Genomic DNA, 16,885 nt, shown 5'->3' on the forward strand with positions numbered 1-16,885 from the left:
AGCCGTCGTCTAGACTGGGACGCGATGGCTAGATTATTTGGAACAGATGGCGTGCGTGGTCTCGCCAATGGATTGCTCACCGCGGAGCTTGCTCTTCAGTTGGCCCAAGCTGCCGCAGTGGTCCTCGGCCACGAGCGTGCAGCTGACGGAAAACGGCCTCGTGCCGTGGTCGCCCGGGATCCCCGCGCGAGCGGCGAGTTTATCGCTGCAGCTGTGGAAGCCGGACTTTCGAGCTCCGGCATTGACGTGTACGACGCCGGAGTGCTGCCGACGCCGGCAGCGGCCTATCTCATCGCGGACCTCGATGCCGATTTCGGCGTCATGATCTCGGCCTCGCACAACCCTGCACCGGACAACGGCATCAAGTTCTTTGCCCGCGGGGGCCAGAAGCTCCCGGACGAGGTTGAAGACGCAATCGAGGCCCAACTCGGCAAGGAACCTTCACGCCCTGTGGCTGGCGACGTCGGCCGCATCCAACGCTTCTCGGACGCCGAAGACCGTTACATCGTCCACTTGCTCGGCACCCTGCCGCATCGCCTCGAAGGTCTCAAAGTTGTGCTGGACTGCGCCCATGGTGCGGCCAGTGGCTGTTCCCCACAGGTCTTCGCGAGCGCCGGCGCCGAAGTTGTGGTGATCGGTGCGGAACCCGACGGCCTGAACATCAACGACGGCGTCGGTTCCACCCACCTTGGCCAGCTCAAGGAAGCCGTCGTCAAGCACGGTGCGGACTTCGGCGTCGCGCACGACGGCGACGCCGACCGCTGCCTGGCTGTGGACCACGAAGGCAACGAAGTTGACGGCGACCAGATCATGGCGATTCTGGCCCTCGCGCTGAAGAAGTCCGGAAAACTGAAGGACGACGTCCTGGTAGCCACCGTGATGAGCAACCTTGGACTCAAGATCGCCTTGCGTGAAGCCGGAATCACCCTCCGTGAGACCGCGGTGGGGGACCGGTATGTCCTGGAGGCCATGCGCGCCGGCGGCTTCAGCCTTGGTGGAGAGCAGTCGGGCCACGTGATCTTCTCCGATTACGCCACCACTGGCGACGGCGTCCTGACCGGTCTGCAGATCGCCGCCCAGGTAGCCGGCACCGGACGGACCCTCCAGGACCTTGCCCGCGCCATGACCAAGCTGCCGCAACTCATGATCAACGTGAAGGGTGTGGACAAATCACGCGCCGCAACGGACGAAGGCGTAGCCGCTGCGGTGGCTGCCGCCGAGCTCGAACTTGGTGATACCGGCCGCGTGCTCCTGCGGCCATCGGGCACCGAAGCGTTGGTACGCGTGATGGTGGAGGCCGCGGACATGGAAACCGCTACCCGCATATGCACCGAACTCGCCGGCGTCGTCGAAAACCGCCTCGCCATTCCACGCGAACTGGCTCTCTAAGACCAGAAGCAGCAAACAACTGTGGCCCGTCTCCGTGAGGAGGCGGGCCACAGTTGTCTCAAATGCTTACCTTTGAACAGTGCTTACCGTTGAAGCACGCTTACCTTTGAACCAGGCTGTCCCGGATCTCGGTGAGGAGCGTGACCGCGGGGTCGGCAGCCGGCTCATCTTCCGTGATGCCCAACTTGGCGTTGCGGCGCTCGATGAGGTGGTTCATCGGAGCCACCACGACGAAATAGATGGCGGCTGCTACCAGGACGAAGTTAACGATCGCGGTCAGCAAAACCCCGAACTGTAGGTCATTTCCGTTGATGGTCACTTTCGCAAAGCTGTCAAAGTTGGGGGATCCAACCAAGGCAGCGATCAGCGGCATGAGGACGTTCTTGACGAGTGCATCAACAACTGCACCGAAGGCGGCACCCATGACGACGGCTACGGCAAGGTCTACGACGTTGCCCTTCAGAATGAAATTCCTAAATCCACTCAACATGGCACCAAGCTAGTGCATGCTTGTGAATTCAAAGTGAGCAGCCGTTCAATTCCGCGGGGTGTCGGGAACTTCCCCGGTTAAACAACCGCTAAAGGTAGCCTGGCGCCGCTTCGAGTCCAAAGTATTCCTCGAGGGTGCCGATTCCCCGGGTGGCCATATCCGTTGCGGCCTCAACCCCGATAAAGCGCAAATGCCACGGCTCGTAGTAATAGCCGGTGATGTCATTGAGCATCCACGGATACCTGACAACAAAGCCGTATGTGTGCGCGTTGGCCTTGGCCCAAACGGCGGCCGGCTGATCAGCGAAGCAGGGCTCGAAGCTGCACGCCCCGCCGCCGTCGCCGATGTCGAACGCCCAGCCAGTCTGGTGTTCCGAGAAGCCGGGACGTGCGGAGGCCGTGTCCGCCGAGGCCTGGCCACGTGTGTTTACGTAGCCGTTGTACGTGGCGGTTTGGGTCTGGAAACAACGGTAGCCGGACGCCAGAGTCATGGTGGCGCCGGCCGAGGCGGCTGCCGCGAAGAGCTTTTCGGCTGCTCCGGCGGTTGTGCTGTTGAGCAGGGACGCTTCCCCGCTGACTGCGAGTTGCACGCGGGGCTGTACCAAGTCGGCGGGGACAAACTGCAAGGGGGCCAGCGGCCGGTGCTTGTTCACGATGACCCACTGGCTCGTGGGGTCGCTCAGTGAATACTGCCGGGACAGGACCCCTGACGGCGGAGCTTTCGACGGCGGGGCGCCCGACGGCGGCGGCTGGCTCCCCGCTGTGGCGGGAACCGGCGTCGTGGTCGCCACGGTCGGCGTCGGCGTTGCCGTTTGGGGACCTGAGGGGGACGGTGCGGCCGTGGGCGAGGCGACCGGGGTATCCGGGGTGCAGCCCGCCAAAGCAGCCATTCCCACGCCTGCCGCAAGTAAGGTCGTGAAGGACCTTCGGCTGGGGCCGCGGTTCTGGCACATCCGTGCTAGACCTTTCGGAGCAGCATGCGGCGGATGGAATGGTCCGCGTCCTTGGTGAGGACAAGCTGCGCCCGGCCGCGGGTAGGGAGCACGTTTTCCTCAAGGTTGGGTTCGTTGATGCGCTTCCAGATGCCGCGTGCGGTAGCTTCCGCTTCGGCGTCGGAGAGCGTCGCGTAACGGTGGAAGTAGGATTCGGGCTGGGCGAACGCCGTGCTTCGAAGCTTGCGGAAACGGTCCACGTACCAGTCTTCGATGTACGACGTCTTGGCGTCGACGTAGATGGAAAAATCAAAGAAGTCGCTCAGGGCCAAGCCTTGGCGGCCGTCCTGGCGTGGACGGGCGGGCGCCAACACGTTGAGGCCCTCAACGATGAGGACGTCAGGCCGTCGGACCACCACTTCCTTGTCCGGGACGATGTCGTAGGTGACGTGCGAATACCAAGGAGCGCGGACCTCTTCGGCGCCGCCCTTGATCGCACTCACGAAACGAAGCAAAGCCCGGCGGTCGTAGGACTCCGGAAAACCCTTGCGTTCAAGCAAATGCCGGCGCTTCAACTCAGCGAGGGGATACAAGAACCCGTCGGTGGTGATGAGTTCGACGTTCGGAGTGCCGGGCCAACGGCGGAGCATTTCGCGCAACACACGGGCAATAGTGGACTTGCCGACCGCCACCGAACCTGCCACCCCGATCACGAAGGGCGTGCGCTGCGTCTGCTCGCCAAGGAAGGTGGTTGTGGCGGCATGAAGCTGTTGTGATGCCTGGACATAGAGATGCAACAAGCGGGAGAGCGGAAGGTAGACCTCTCGGATTTCCTTCATGTCCAGGGGGTCACCGAGGCCGCGAAGGCGAACGATGTCCTCTTCGTTGAGCGGCTGCTCCATCTGTGCAGCCAGCCGGGACCACGTCTGCCTGTCCAGTTCCACGAACGGAGAGGAGCTGTCGCCGTTCGCTTCATTGCGTTGCAAAGTCACTATAGAGATTCTGCCCCTCCGTTGGCTGATCCGGAAATACAGCATGAACGGCGGGAAGAATTCGTGTGAGCATGCTCTCCGGAAAATGTCCGCGATCGGGCATTTCCCGCGGCCTGGCCTGCTTGCGCGGCCGGATATCCTACGTCCATTTCGCGGGGCAACCGCTACTCTTGTAGGCATGTGTGGAATCGTAGGTTACGTTGGCAATTCATCCCGCCGGGCAGAAGCCGGGCACTCGGCTCTCGACGTCGTGCTTGAAGGACTCCGGCGGCTTGAATACCGCGGCTATGATTCAGCCGGAGTCGCAGTGGTGGCTAATGGAACCATCACAGCCCGGAAGAAGTCCGGAAAACTGAGCAATCTGTTGAACGAGCTCGAAGGCAATCCGCTCCCGGACTCGCTGACCGGCATCGGTCACACCCGCTGGGCAACCCACGGCGGACCCACCGACCAGAACGCCCATCCGCATCTGGCCGATGGCGGACGCTTGGCCATGATCCACAACGGAATCATCGAAAACTTCGCAGAGCTCAAGCAGGAACTCATCGCCAAGGGTGTCACTTTCGAGTCGGAGACGGACACCGAGGTTGCAGCAGCACTTCTGGGCGATATTTTCCGCAACCAGCTCAATGGGGACTCTTCCAACGGCAAGCTCACCAAAGCGATGCAGCTCGCCTGCCAGCGGCTCGAAGGCGCTTTCACGCTCCTCGCAGTGCACGCCGAGCGGCCGGACGTCGTCGTGGCCGCCCGTCGCAACTCCCCCCTTGTTGTAGGACTGGGGGAAGGCGAGAACTTCCTTGGCTCGGACGTTTCCGGCTTCATCGATCACACGCGCCGCGCCGTGGAGCTTGGCCAGGACCAGATCGTCACCATCACAGCCGACACCGTGGAGATCACGGACTTCTTCGGCGCCCCGGCGCAGGGCAAGGAATACCACGTCGACTGGGACCCGGCTTCTGCGGAAAAGGGCGGCTTCAGCTCCTTCATGGAGAAGGAAATCCACGACCAGCCCGACGCCGTCACCCAGACCCTCCTCGGACGCTCGGACATCAACGGCCAGCTGACCCTGAGCGAGCTCCGGATCGACCCCGAGCTGCTGAAACAGGTCAACAAGATCATCGTCCTGGCTTGTGGCACGGCTGCCTACGCCGGGATGGTCGCCAAGTACGCCATCGAGAACTGGTGCCGCATCCCCACCGAGGTGGAACTCGCGCATGAATTCCGCTACCGCGACCCGATCGTTGACGCAAACACCCTGGTGGTGTCCATCAGCCAGTCCGGCGAGACGATGGATACCCTGATGGCCGTCCGTTACGCCCGTGAACAGGGCGCCAAGACGATCTCCATCTGCAACACCAACGGATCCACTATCCCGCGCGAATCCGACGCCGTTCTCTACACCCACGCCGGTCCGGAGATCGCCGTCGCGTCGACCAAGGCGTTCCTGGCCCAGATCACGGCTGCCTATCTTCTTGGTCTCTACCTCGCCCAGCTGCGCGGAAACATCTTCACGGGCCAGATCAAGGACGTGTTGGCGGACCTTGGCAAGATTCCCGCCCACATCCAGAAGATCCTCGACAATGCGGGTCCCCTCCGCGAGCTCGCCCGCAGCATGAAGGACGAGAAGTCGGTGCTGTTCCTGGGCCGCCACGTGGGCTTCCCTGTGGCACTTGAAGGCGCATTGAAGCTCAAGGAAATCGCGTACATCCACGCTGAGGGGTTCGCGGCCGGCGAGCTCAAGCACGGTCCGATTGCCCTGATCGACGAAGGACAGCCGGTCTTTGTGGTGGTTCCCTCGCCGCGTGGCCGCGATTCCCTCCACGCGAAGGTTGTCAGCAATATCCAGGAAATCCGTGCCCGCGGTGCGCGCACCCTGGTGATCGCCGAAGAAGGCGACGAAGCCGTGCGGGCTTACGCCGAGCACGTTTTCTACGTGCCCCAGACGCCTCCGCTCTTGATGCCGCTCCTCACCACTGTTCCGCTGCAGATTTTTGCGGCGGAGCTGGCCAAGGCGAAGGGGTACGACGTGGACCAGCCGCGTAACCTCGCCAAGAGTGTGACCGTAGAATAGCCGCATGATTGTTGGCATAGGCGTAGACGTCGTAGACATTGAGCGCTTCGGGCGCCAACTTGAGAGGACCCCGGGCCTCCGAGACCGCTTGTTCGTTCCCGCGGAACGCGAGCTCAACACGCGGTCCTTGGCGGCGCGTTTCGCGGCCAAGGAAGCTGTGGCAAAGGTCTTGGGAGCGCCGGCGGGCATGAACTGGCAGGACTGCTGGATCGGCTTGGACCAGTACGGTCCCACCATCAAGGTGAAGGGCACCGTGCTGGCAGTGGCCGAGTCCAAAGGCGTGAAGCACTGGCACGTATCCATGAGCCACGACGGCGGAATCGCCACTGCCATGGTCATCGCCGAAGCCTAGCAGCGCAAGCAACCATGATCAGCGCCTTCACCGGAACACAGATCAGGGCAGCGGAACAACCGCTTCTTGATGCCGGGGGAGGCGCTGTTCTCATGCAGCGCGCAGCACACGGACTGGCGCACGCCGTCGTCCGTGAACTCCGATCGGAAGGCCGCAGCCTTTACGGCTCGAGCGTTACGGTGCTGGCAGGCAAGGGGAACAACGGCGGGGACGGTCTCTACGCCGCGGCAATGCTCGCGAAGCGTGGCATGCGCGCGACGGCGGTGCTCACCGCCGGTTCCGCCCATCCTGACGCCCTCGCGGCCTTCGAGTCCGCCGGCGGACGCGTCCATGTTTTGGACGGAGACAACGCCGAAGAACTAGCTGTGCTGGTTGCAGGCGACGATGTGGTCATTGACGCCATCCTCGGTACGGGTGCCCGCGGTGGCCTTGGCGGTTCCGCCGCGGAATTGATTGCTGCCTTGCAGGACCTGAAGCCCGATTTGGTCGTAGCCTGCGATACCCCCAGCGGAGTCGACGCCGACACCGGCGAGGTCCACTGGCCCGTCTTGACGGCGCGGCTGACCGTGGCCTTCGGGGGCGTCAAAGCCGGACTGATGGCCGATCCGGGTGAGGGCTGTGCTGGCAGGGTGATCCTGGTACCTATCGGCATCGAGGAATTTCTTCCGACACCTGCCCTCCGCCGTTTCTCTGCCCGTGACCTGGCTGCCGTTCTGCCGGACCCGGGGCGGCGGGCCCACAAGTACACCCGGGGAGTCCTGGGCATAGTGGCAGGTTCCGAGCGTTACACCGGGGCCGCGGCGCTCTGTGTCGAAGCGGCCTCCAAGGCCGGCGCGGGAATGGTGCGGTACCTCGGCCCGGAAGTCGTGGCGCGACAGGTCCTGACGCGAACCCCCGAGGCTATCTGGGAGCCAGCCGAGCCCGGCCGGGTCCAGGCGTGGCTGCTCGGTCCTGGCCTGGACGAGGCCGAACAACTCCATCGAGCCCGCGACGTACTGGCCGCGGCGTCCGACGCCGGCCAGCCCGCCGTCGTCGACGCCGGAGCCCTGGAGCTCCTGCCGGAACGCTGCCCGCCCAACTGGATCCTGACCCCGCACGCGGGGGAGCTCGCGGCCCTTCTTGGCCGAGGAGAAGTGCGTGTGACACGGGAGGACGTCGAATCGCGGACCGTGCACTTCGCCCGGCTCGCGGCCGAGCACACCGGTGCGGTCGTCCTGCTCAAAGGTGCCACAACGGTGGTTGCTTCCCCTTCCGGGGCGGTCTTCAGCCAGTCGGATGGATGTCCGTGGATGTCAACGGCAGGCAGCGGGGACGTCCTTGGCGGGATAATCGGTGCTCTGGCTGCTGCTTACGCGGAGTCCGGGCTGGACGATGACGGCCCCTTCGCTGGACTGGGAATCGCCCCTGGAGAGCGCTGGGCTGCGGTAGCCGCGGTCGGCGCAAGCATCCACGGATTGGCCGGCAGCGCCGCCTCGGCGGGCGGGCCATTGACCGCTTCCGATGTCGCCGGGGCGGTTCCCGGCGTCTTCCGATTTCTTAGGGAATATCGCGCCGGATGATCCCGGATGTTCCGTGAATGTCACATAGTCTGGCTAGGCTGGCAGGAAGTTATCCGGCACGTGAAGGAGAACACATGGACGTTTGGCCAGGAGCCGCTTACCCGTTGGGAGCCACTTTCGATGGCACGGGAACCAACTTCGCGCTGTTCAGCGAGAAGGCGGAAAAGGTGGAGTTGTGTCTCTTTGACGACGACGGGGAAGAAATTTCCTACACCGTCAGCGAAGTGGACGGGTATGTATGGCATTGCTACCTTCCCCACGTCCAGCCCGGACAGAAGTATGGCTACCGCGTGCACGGTCTCTATGACCCTGCCTCCGGGCAGCGCTTCAACCCGAACAAGCTTCTCCTGGATCCTTACGCGAAGGCCATCCACCGGCAGATCGACTGGGATCCGGCGCTTTTCTCTTACAACATGGGGGATCCGGACTCCCGCAATGACAAGGACTCCGCACCCCACATGATGATGGGCGTGGTCATCAATCCGTTCTTCGACTGGGCAGGGGACCAGTTGCTGCGGATCCCGTATCACCGGTCCGTGATCTACGAGGCCCACGTCAAGGGCCTGACCCAGCTCCACCCTGAGGTTCCGGAAGAGCAGCGCGGCACGTATGCCGGCGTGGCCCACCCGGCCGTGATTTCCCATCTGCAGAAGCTCGGGGTGACGGCTATCGAGCTCATGCCGGTGCACCAGTTCACGAACGACGGCATCCTGCAGGACAGGGGGCTGAACAACTACTGGGGCTACAACACCATCGGGTTCTTCGCCCCGCACAACAGCTACAGCTCCAAAGGCGATACCGGCCAGCAGGTCCAGGACTTCAAGGCCATGGTCAGGGCGTTGCACACGGCAGGCATCGAGGTCATCCTCGACGTCGTGTACAACCACACAGCCGAGGGCAACCACTTGGGCCCCACATTGTCCTTCAAGGGGATCGACAACGCCGCGTATTACCGTCTGATGGACGGTGACGAGAAGCACTACATGGACTACACGGGTACCGGGAACTCGCTGAATGTGCGCAGCCCTCACTCGTTGCAGCTGCTCATGGATTCCCTGCGCTACTGGGTCACCGAAATGCACGTGGACGGTTTCCGCTTCGACCTCGCCTCCACGCTGGCCCGTGAGTTCTATGACGTGGACAAGTTGTCGACCTTCTTCGAACTCATCCAGCAGGATCCTGTAGTCTCCCAGGTCAAGCTGATCGCCGAGCCGTGGGACGTCGGTCCCGGTGGCTACCAAGTAGGCAACTTCCCGCCGCAGTGGACGGAATGGAACGGCCAGTACCGGGACACGGTCCGTGACTTCTGGCGCGGCGAGCCCTCCACGCTGGGTGAGTTCGCCTCGCGGTTGACCGGATCGGCGGACCTTTACGAGCACTCCGGCCGCCGCCCGGTAGCCTCCATCAACTTCGTCACGGCCCACGACGGCTTCACCTTGGCCGACCTGGTGTCCTACAACGAGAAACACAACGAGGCGAACGGCGAAGGCAACAACGACGGCGAATCCCACAACCGTTCCTGGAACTGCGGCGTGGAGGGCCCCACCGAGGACCCGAAGGTCCTCGGCCTTCGTGCCCGCCAACAGCGGAACTTCATCGCCTCGATGCTCCTGTCCCAGGGTGTTCCGATGCTCCTGCACGGTGACGAGCTCGGCCGCACCCAGCGGGGCAACAACAATGGCTACTGCCAGGACTCCGAGCTGACGTGGATCAACTGGGAGAGCGTGGACCAGCCGCTCGTGGAGTTCACGGCCGCGGTCAGCGCATTGCGCGCCAAGCATCCCACCTTCCGGCGCAGCCGCTTCTTCGACGGACGCCCGGTACTGCGAGGCGAAGGCGAGAGGCTTCCGGACATCGTCTGGCTCGATGTCGACGGAACCACCATGACGCCGTCGGATTGGGACAGCGGCTTCGGCCGCTCCGTCGGCGTGTTCCTCAACGGTGACGGCATCCGCGGCCGGGACAACCAGGGCCGGCGGATCACGGACGTCAACTTCCTGCTCTACTTCAACGCCCACGACGACGAAGTCGGTTTCAAGGTGCCCTCGGACGAATACGCACCTGCGTGGGACATCATCATCGACACCGCCGGCGGCGGAGCGGACACTCAACCTGTGCCGGCGGAATCCGTCCTGGGCGTTGGGGCCAAATCGCTCTTGGTATTGCGGGCACACAGCATCCCGGACACGGATCCGGACCATTCCGTAGCGGCGTCCCTCGCCGCCTTGTCGCAGACAACCACCACCGAAACGGCTTCCTTGACTGCGCCGGCCACACCGGCACCGTCCACCCGGAAGCTCCAGGTTGTACCGGAAACCGCACCCGAACCGAAAAAGCACCACGCTCAGGAGCCGAAGGCTGCCCCCGAAACCAAGCCTGCCGCTGCGCCGAAGAAGCCCAGAAAGCCACGCGCCCACAAGAACGGGGGATCATGAGGACACCCGTCTCCACGTACAGGCTCCAGATCAGGCCTTCGTTCACGCTCCAGGACGCGGCGGCCCTCACGGGTTATCTACGCGAGCTCGGAGTGGATTGGGTGTACCTGTCGCCTATCCTGACGGCGGAGGAGGGCTCGGACCACGGTTACGACGTCACCGACCCCTCCACCGTTGATGCTTCGCGCGGCGGAGCCGAAGGGCTCGCGGCGCTCTCCAAGGCGGCACGGGAAGCCGGCCTCGGGGTTCTGGTGGATATCGTCCCGAACCACATGGGCGTTGCGTCGCCTCCGCAAAATGCCTGGTGGTGGTCCCTCCTCAAAGAGGGCAGGACCTCCCGCTATGCGGAAGCGTTCGACGTCGACTGGGACTTCGGTGGCGGAAGGCTCCGGATCCCGGTCCTCGGCAGCGACGACGACGTCGACAAGCTGGAAGTGGTCGACGGCGAATTGCGCTACTTTGACCACCGCTTCCCGCTGGCCGAAGGCAGCTACTTCGCCGGTGACGACGCCAGGGACGTCCATGCGCGCCAGAACTACGAATTGCTCGGCTGGCGCCGGGCTGACGACGAACTGAATTACCGCCGCTTCTTCGCGGTCAATACACTGGCCGGGATCCGTGTCGAAATCCCGTGGGTCTTCGCGGAAGCCCACGCGGAGGTCGCCCGGTGGTTCCGAGACGGGCTTGTGGACGGGCTGAGGATCGATCACCCGGACGGGCTCGCGGACCCTGCCGGGTACCTTGAGCGCCTCAAGGAAACCACGGTCGGTTCCTATCTGCTCGTCGAGAAGATCCTCGAGCCAGGGGAGGAACTTCCGGAGAACTTCGACTGTGAGGGGACCACAGGCTACGACGCGCTCGCCGACGTCGATCGCCTTTTCGTGGATCCCGACGCCGAAGCGCAGCTTGACGCCTTGGATGCCAGGCTCCGGGGCACCGTGGGGCCCGCCGATTACCAGGCCATGATCCACGGCACCAAGCGGCGCATTACGGACGGCATCCTGCGTTCGGAAATCCTGCGGCTCGCGAGGCTCGTCCCCGAGTCTCAGGAACTGCCCCGCCACAAGGCGGCCGACGCCCTGGCTGAGACCATTGCCTCGTTTCACGTCTACCGAAGCTATCTCCCCTACGGCAAAGACACCTTGGTTGACGCCGTTGAACGGGCCGCCCGGACCAGGCCGGAACTGGACCAGGTCCTCAAGGAGCTGCTTCCGCTGCTGCTCGACGCCAGCAGTGAACTCGGCCGCCGCTTCCAGCAGACCTCCGGCATGGTCATGGCCAAGGGCGTGGAAGACACCGCGTTCTTCCGTTACACGCGCCTTGGCACGCTGACTGAAGTGGGAGCGGATCCCACCGAATTCGCCTTGTCCACGGCTGGATTCCACGAGCGCATGGTACGCCGCCAGGCACTGCTGCCGCTGTCCATGACCACACTGACCACGCACGACACCAAGCGCAGCGAAGACACCCGGGCCAGGATCTCCGCTATCTCCGAGGCCGTCCCCGAATGGGAAGCATTCGTGGATCGCATGCAGGAACTGGCTCCGATTCCCGACGGGCCACTCGCAGCCCTCGTATGGCAAGCGATCGCCGGTGCTTGGCCGGCCAGCCGTGAACGCCTCCAGGGGTACGTCCTCAAAGCGGCACGCGAAGCGGGCAACTCCACGAGCTGGACGGAGCCGAACGAGGCGTTCGAAGCAAAGCTCGCCTCCGCCGTCGACGCCGTCTTCGACGTGCCGGAGGTGACGGCCGCCCTCGAAGAGTTCGTTGCCCTTGTGGACCCTTATGGAACGTCCAACTCACTGTCGGCAAAGATTGTCCAGCTGACCATGCCGGGCGTACCGGACGTCTACCAAGGCACCGAGTTTTGGGATCGTTCACTCACCGACCCCGACAACCGGCGCGCGGTCGACTTCGAACGGAGGAGGGCCGCCCTCGCAGCCCTCGACGCCGGTGTCCGGACAGAAGCGCGGGACGAGCTCGCCAAGCTGCTACTGACATCCCGGGCATTGCGTTTGCGCCGGGACCGGCCGGAGCTCTTCGGTGGTTACAGTCCCGTCAATGCCGAGGGTCCCGCAACTGAACATCTGATCGCCTTCGACCGTGGAACCCCTGCCGCCGGGGGCGGAGCCATCACTTTGGCCACGAGGCTCCCGCGGAAGCTTGAGCGAAACGGCGGGTGGCAGGACACCTCCATTCGTCTTGGGAGCGCGGTCCAGGATGAGCTCACCGGCAACAGCTACCCACCGGGCGAGGTTCACGTCGCAAGGCTTCTGCAGCGATATCCGGTGGCCTTGCTCGTGCCCATTAGCTAGCCAGAGCAAGCAACGACGGCGGGCCAACGAAGCCCGGACGAGACGATTGAGGGGGAGCGATGGCCGAGAAGACCAGCGCCGGGAAACGGTTCGACGTGTGGGCCCCGTTTGCAGAGTCTGTCACCCTGCTCGCGGCGGGTCAGCACCACGAAATGCGGTCGCACGACGGCGGCGCCGCCGGCTGGTGGACGGCTGACGTACCACGGCCGGCCGGCACCGACTACGGATATCTGGTGAACGGCGAAGGGCCCTTTCCCGATCCGAGGTCGCAGCGCCAGCCGGACGGGGTCCATGCCCTTTCCCGCACATTCGACGCCTCGTCGTATGCCTGGAACGATTCGGACTGGGAAGGGCGCGGGCTCGGCGGCGCGGTCATCTATGAGCTTCACCTCGGGACCTTCACACCGGAAGGCACACTGGACGCGGCCGTGGGAAAGCTGGATTACCTCGTTGAACTGGGAATCGACTTCGTGGAGCTCCTGCCGGTCAATGCGTTCAACGGCCCCCACAACTGGGGCTACGACGGCGCGCTGTGGTTCGCAGTCCACGAGGCCTACGGCGGACCGGAGGCTTATCAGCGATTCGTGGATGCCGCGCATGCTGCCGGACTCGGTGTGATCCAGGATGTGGTCTACAACCATCTGGGACCCAGCGGGAACTACCTGCCGAAATTCGGCCCCTACCTGAAGTCCGGCGAAGGAAACACGTGGGGCGACTCAGTGAACCTGGATGGCCCCGGTTCCGATGAAGTCCGTCAATACATCCTGGACAACGCAGCTATGTGGTTGAGCGACTTCCACGTGGACGGGCTGCGCCTCGACGCCGTGCACGCCCTTCGCGATGAGCGTGCCGTCCATATCCTTGAAGACCTGGCAAGCCTTGCAGATGGCATCGAAGCCGAAACAGGCGTCCCCAAGACGTTGATTGCGGAATCGGACCTGAACAATCCGCGCCTGATCTACCGTCGGGACACCAACGGCTATGGCCTGGAAGGGCAGTGGAGTGACGACTTCCACCACGCCGTGCACGTGAACCTCACCGGCGAAACAGCCGGCTACTATTCGGACTTCGACTCCTTGGGCGCATTGGCTAAGGTGCTTGAGCACGGTTTCTTCCACGACGGGAGCTACTCAAGCTTTCGTGGCAGGCATCATGGCCGCCCCATTCGCCCGGGGCTGGTTCATCCTGCCGCTTTGGTGGTCTGCAACCAAAACCACGATCAAATCGGCAACCGCGCCGCCGGTGACCGACTGAGTGCGAGCCTGTCTTACGGCAGGTTGGCGCTGGCCGCGGTGCTGACCATGACGTCGCCGTTCACTCCGATGCTCTTCATGGGAGAAGAATTCGGCGCGTCCACTCCCTGGCAGTTCTTCACATCGCATCCCGAGGAATGGTTGGCCGAGGCCACCGCAAAGGGCAGGCTCAAGGAATTCGAACGGATGGGCTGGGACCCGGCATTGGTGCCCAACCCCCAGGACCCGGAGACGTTTGAACGCTCCAAGCTCAATTGGGAGGAAGCGCACGACGGCGATCACGCCCGATTGCTGGAACTTTACCGGGCGCTGGCGAACCTCAGGCGCTCGACGCCGGAGCTTGCGGGCGGCGGATTCACTGACACCCACGTCGACTTCAGCGAAGAGGACAAATGGCTGGTTCTTAGCCGGGGCGCTGTGATGGTTGCCTGCAACTTTGGTGACCTGACGCTGACGCTGACGAAGGCCATGGATGGCGAAGTCTTGCTCGCCACGGACTCCGCGGCCGCCGTCGGGAATGGAAAGCTGACCCTCCCGGGGGAGAGCGCCGCCGTCGTGCGCCTTAAGTGACTGTTCCCTTAACAGTGACCTCGACCACATGACGGACATCGGCCTTTGAGCCTCGAAGGCGGTGGCAGGATGGTAGGTATGACTTATTCGGCTGCGGAGAACCGCTATGAAACCATGCCCTACCGCCGCGTCGGACGCAGCGGCCTCAAACTTCCCGCGATCTCGCTGGGACTGTGGCACAACTTCGGCGACGACAAGCGTTTCGAGGAACAGCGGGCCATCCTGCGCCGGGCTTTCGATCTTGGGGTCAACCACTTCGACCTCGCCAACAACTATGGTCCGCCGGACGGTTCCGCTGAAACGAACTTCGGCCGCCACCTGAAGGACGATTTCAGGCCGTACCGCGACGAACTCGTCATTTCCACCAAGGCCGGCTACTACATGTGGCCCGGTCCCTATGGAGAGTGGGGCTCCCGCAAGTACCTACTCTCCAGCCTTGACCAGTCGCTCCAGCGCATGGGACTTGACTACGTAGACATCTTCTACAGCCACCGCCCCGACCCCGAAACCCCGCTGGAAGAAACCATGGGCGCCCTGGACTATGCCGTCCGTTCGGGCAAAGCGCTCTACGCCGGAATCTCGTCCTACACCCCCGATCAGACCCTCGAGGCAGCCCGGATCCTCAAGGAGATGGGCACGCCGCTGCTCATCCACCAGCCCAGCTATTCCATGCTCAACCGCTGGACAGAGAACGGTTCGCCCAACCTCTACGAAACGCTTGACCAGGTGGGAGCAGGATCCATCGCTTTCTCCCCGCTGGCACAGGGGATGCTCACCAACCGGTACCTGAATGGAATCCCCGCGGATTCCCGCGCCGCCAAGGAGCGGTTCTTGTCCGAATCAGCGTTGACCGAGGAAAAGCTGAGCCGGGTGCGTGGTTTGAACGCCATTGCCGAAGGACGCGGCCAGACCCTCGCCCAGATGGCTATCGCCTGGATCCTGCGCGATCAGCCCAAGGGTTCGCCTGTGACCTCGGCCTTGGTGGGCGCGTCAAGCGTCGCGCAGCTGGAGGACACCGTGTCCGCGATCAACAACCTCGGCTTCACGTCAGAGGAACTGACAGCGATTGACGAGTTCGCCGTCGAATCCGACATCAATTTGTGGGGGCAGAAGTAGATTCGGAAACTTAACACAGGTGCGGGGCCGGCCGGGAACAAAGCCGGCCCCGTTCGGGTTGGCTACAATGCAAAGAGCGCCGAATGGCGCTGTGCCTTTAAGACGCCGTCGTACATTCAGGTACCGACGCGCTAGGCACCTGAGGTTAGTTCTCAAAGGAGTTCCGTGTCTTCACATCCGATTCGTGTCGCCATTGTCGGCGTAGGTAACTGCGCCGCTTCGCTGGTCCAAGGTGTCCACTACTATCGCGATGCCGACCCCCAGGCCACGATTCCGGGTCTGATGCATGTTGAGTTCGGCAAGTACCACGTCAACGACGTCCAGTTCGTCGCTGCGTTCGACGTCGACAGCAAGAAGGTCGGCCTCGACCTCGCTGACGCCATCGGCGCCAGCGAGAACAACACCATCAAGATCGCCGATGTCCCTTCCACTGGCGTGACCGTGCAGCGCGGCCACACCCTGGACGGCCTGGGCAAGTACTACCGCGAAACCATCATCGAGGCTTCGGAAGAGGCAGTGGACATCGTCGCCGCACTGCGCGAAGCCAAGGCCGACGTCATGGTCTGCTACCTGCCCGTTGGTTCCGAGGAAGCCGCGCACTTCTACGCCCAGTGCGCGATCGACGCCGGTGTTGCCTTCGTCAACGCCCTGCCGGTCTTCATTGCGGGTACCAAGGAATGGGCCGACAAGTTCACCGCCGCTGGTGTGCCGATCGTCGGCGATGACATCAAGAGCCAGATCGGAGCCACCATCACGCACCGCGTCATGGCCAAGCTCTTCGAAGACCGCGGCGTCACCCTGGACCGCACGTACCAGCTGAACGTCGGTGGCAACATGGACTTCAAGAACATGCTCGAGCGCGACCGTCTGGAGTCCAAGAAGATCTCCAAGACCCAGGCCGTGACCTCCAACGTCGAGGCCGTCCTGCACGCCGACGACGTCCACATTGGCCCCTCCGACTACGTCGCCTGGCTCGATGACCGCAAGTGGGCGTTCGTTCGCCTCGAAGGCCGCAACTTCGGCGATGCCCCGGTTTCGCTCGAGTACAAGCTCGAGGTCTGGGACTCCCCGAACTCTGCCGGCGTGATCATCGACGCCATCCGCGCCGCCAAGATCGGCCTGGACCGCGGCATCGGAGGCCCGCTGCTTTCGGCTTCCAGCTACTTCATGAAGTCCCCGCCGGAGCAGTTCAACGACGACATCGCCCGCGAAAAGGTCGAAGCCTTCATTCGCGGCGACGTGGAGCGCTAACCCGGCGCCTTCCTGCCATCCCGCCCTCCTTCTCTCTCCCGACGCTCGCTCACTTGCGTCGGGTTTTCGACGGACGCTCGCTCGCTTGTGTCGGGTTTTTGATGGACGCGAAAGTTGTCAAGCTGTGTGGAGTCACTGGGCTGGTTTTTGGGGTGTTTTGG

General features: G+C 63.5%; 12 protein-coding genes. 9 read left to right on the forward strand and 3 right to left on the reverse strand.

Annotation, left to right across the window (positions count from 1 at the left end; genetic code table 11):
* Window positions 1-24 precede the first annotated feature (24 nt).
* Window positions 25-1,389 (forward strand): phosphoglucosamine mutase, encoded by a 1,365-nt coding sequence (glmM, locus tag QRN52_RS19730; protein WP_284755193.1) that lies wholly within the window; start codon window positions 25-27, stop codon window positions 1,387-1,389.
* 100 nt (window positions 1,390-1,489) lie between these two features.
* Here the strand turns inward: glmM and mscL are convergent, their stop codons facing one another.
* The 3 genes from mscL to coaA all read right to left on the reverse strand — a co-directional run bounded on the left by mscL (window position 1,490) and on the right by coaA (window position 3,847).
* Window positions 1,490-1,879 (reverse strand): large conductance mechanosensitive channel protein MscL, encoded by a 390-nt coding sequence (gene mscL / locus QRN52_RS19735; RefSeq protein ID WP_284755194.1) that lies wholly within the window; start codon window positions 1,877-1,879, stop codon window positions 1,490-1,492.
* A gap of 88 nt (window positions 1,880-1,967) precedes the next feature.
* Window positions 1,968-2,831, reverse strand: a complete 864-nt coding sequence (locus QRN52_RS19740) for a M15 family metallopeptidase (protein ID WP_502869735.1) — start codon at window positions 2,829-2,831, stop codon at window positions 1,968-1,970.
* Between the two features lie 5 nt (window positions 2,832-2,836).
* Entirely contained in the window at window positions 2,837-3,847 is a 1,011-nt protein-coding gene (gene coaA, locus QRN52_RS19745; protein WP_284755196.1) for a type I pantothenate kinase, read from the reverse strand.
* Window positions 3,848-3,980: 133 nt separating this feature from the next.
* Here coaA and glmS point away from each other — a divergent pair, with 133 nt between their 5' ends.
* The 8 genes from glmS to QRN52_RS19785 all read left to right on the forward strand — a co-directional run bounded on the left by glmS (window position 3,981) and on the right by QRN52_RS19785 (window position 16,724).
* Window positions 3,981-5,873 carry a glutamine--fructose-6-phosphate transaminase (isomerizing) gene (glmS, locus tag QRN52_RS19750; RefSeq protein WP_284755197.1) on the forward strand — a complete coding sequence of 631 codons (1,893 nt, stop codon included), beginning with the start codon at window positions 3,981-3,983 and terminating at the stop codon, window positions 5,871-5,873.
* Window positions 5,874-5,877: 4 nt separating this feature from the next.
* Window positions 5,878-6,225, forward strand: coding sequence for a holo-ACP synthase (locus QRN52_RS19755; RefSeq protein WP_284755198.1), 348 nt, complete (start codon window positions 5,878-5,880; stop codon window positions 6,223-6,225).
* A 14-nt stretch (window positions 6,226-6,239) separates the two neighbouring features.
* The gene (locus tag QRN52_RS19760) at window positions 6,240-7,784 is read left to right on the forward strand and encodes an NAD(P)H-hydrate dehydratase (protein WP_284755199.1); all 1,545 of its coding nucleotides are present in this window, start codon (window positions 6,240-6,242) and stop codon (window positions 7,782-7,784) included.
* A 74-nt stretch (window positions 7,785-7,858) separates the two neighbouring features.
* Entirely contained in the window at window positions 7,859-10,219 is a 2,361-nt protein-coding gene (glgX, locus tag QRN52_RS19765; protein ID WP_284755200.1) for a glycogen debranching protein GlgX, read from the forward strand.
* On the forward strand, window positions 10,216-12,534 hold the full coding sequence (gene treY, locus QRN52_RS19770; protein ID WP_284755201.1) for a malto-oligosyltrehalose synthase: 2,319 nt from the start codon (window positions 10,216-10,218) through the stop codon (window positions 12,532-12,534). Before glgX ends, treY begins: the two co-directional genes overlap by 4 nt.
* Window positions 12,535-12,593: 59 nt before the next feature.
* A complete protein-coding gene (gene treZ / locus QRN52_RS19775) occupies window positions 12,594-14,357 on the forward strand; it encodes a malto-oligosyltrehalose trehalohydrolase (protein WP_284755203.1) in 1,764 nt (587 codons plus the stop codon).
* Window positions 14,358-14,435: 78 nt separating this feature from the next.
* On the forward strand, window positions 14,436-15,473 hold the full coding sequence (gene mgrA, locus QRN52_RS19780) for an L-glyceraldehyde 3-phosphate reductase (protein ID WP_284755204.1): 1,038 nt from the start codon (window positions 14,436-14,438) through the stop codon (window positions 15,471-15,473).
* Between the two features lie 165 nt (window positions 15,474-15,638).
* A complete protein-coding gene (locus QRN52_RS19785; protein ID WP_284755206.1) occupies window positions 15,639-16,724 on the forward strand; it encodes an inositol-3-phosphate synthase in 1,086 nt (361 codons plus the stop codon).
* Window positions 16,725-16,885 lie beyond the last annotated feature (161 nt).

The sequence above is a fragment of the Arthrobacter sp. efr-133-R2A-120 genome, assembly GCF_030209835.1.
Taxonomy (GTDB): domain Bacteria; phylum Actinomycetota; class Actinomycetes; order Actinomycetales; family Micrococcaceae; genus Arthrobacter.

Bases quoted from the DNA above. Each gene is read 5' to 3' on its own strand.
- glmM (WP_284755193.1), top strand. From the start codon at position 25: ATGGCTAGATTATTTGGAACAGATGGCGTGCGTGGTCTCGCCAATGGA.
- mscL (WP_284755194.1), bottom strand. From the start codon at position 1,879: ATGTTGAGTGGATTTAGGAATTTCATTCTGAAGGGCAACGTCGTAGAC.
- QRN52_RS19740 (WP_502869735.1), bottom strand. From the start codon at position 2,831: ATGTGCCAGAACCGCGGCCCCAGCCGAAGGTCCTTCACGACCTTACTT.
- coaA (WP_284755196.1), bottom strand. From the start codon at position 3,847: ATGCTGTATTTCCGGATCAGCCAACGGAGGGGCAGAATCTCTATAGTG.
- glmS (WP_284755197.1), top strand. From the start codon at position 3,981: ATGTGTGGAATCGTAGGTTACGTTGGCAATTCATCCCGCCGGGCAGAA.
- QRN52_RS19755 (WP_284755198.1), top strand. From the start codon at position 5,878: ATGATTGTTGGCATAGGCGTAGACGTCGTAGACATTGAGCGCTTCGGG.
- QRN52_RS19760 (WP_284755199.1), top strand. From the start codon at position 6,240: ATGATCAGCGCCTTCACCGGAACACAGATCAGGGCAGCGGAACAACCG.
- glgX (WP_284755200.1), top strand. From the start codon at position 7,859: ATGGACGTTTGGCCAGGAGCCGCTTACCCGTTGGGAGCCACTTTCGAT.
- treY (WP_284755201.1), top strand. From the start codon at position 10,216: ATGAGGACACCCGTCTCCACGTACAGGCTCCAGATCAGGCCTTCGTTC.
- treZ (WP_284755203.1), top strand. From the start codon at position 12,594: ATGGCCGAGAAGACCAGCGCCGGGAAACGGTTCGACGTGTGGGCCCCG.
- mgrA (WP_284755204.1), top strand. From the start codon at position 14,436: ATGACTTATTCGGCTGCGGAGAACCGCTATGAAACCATGCCCTACCGC.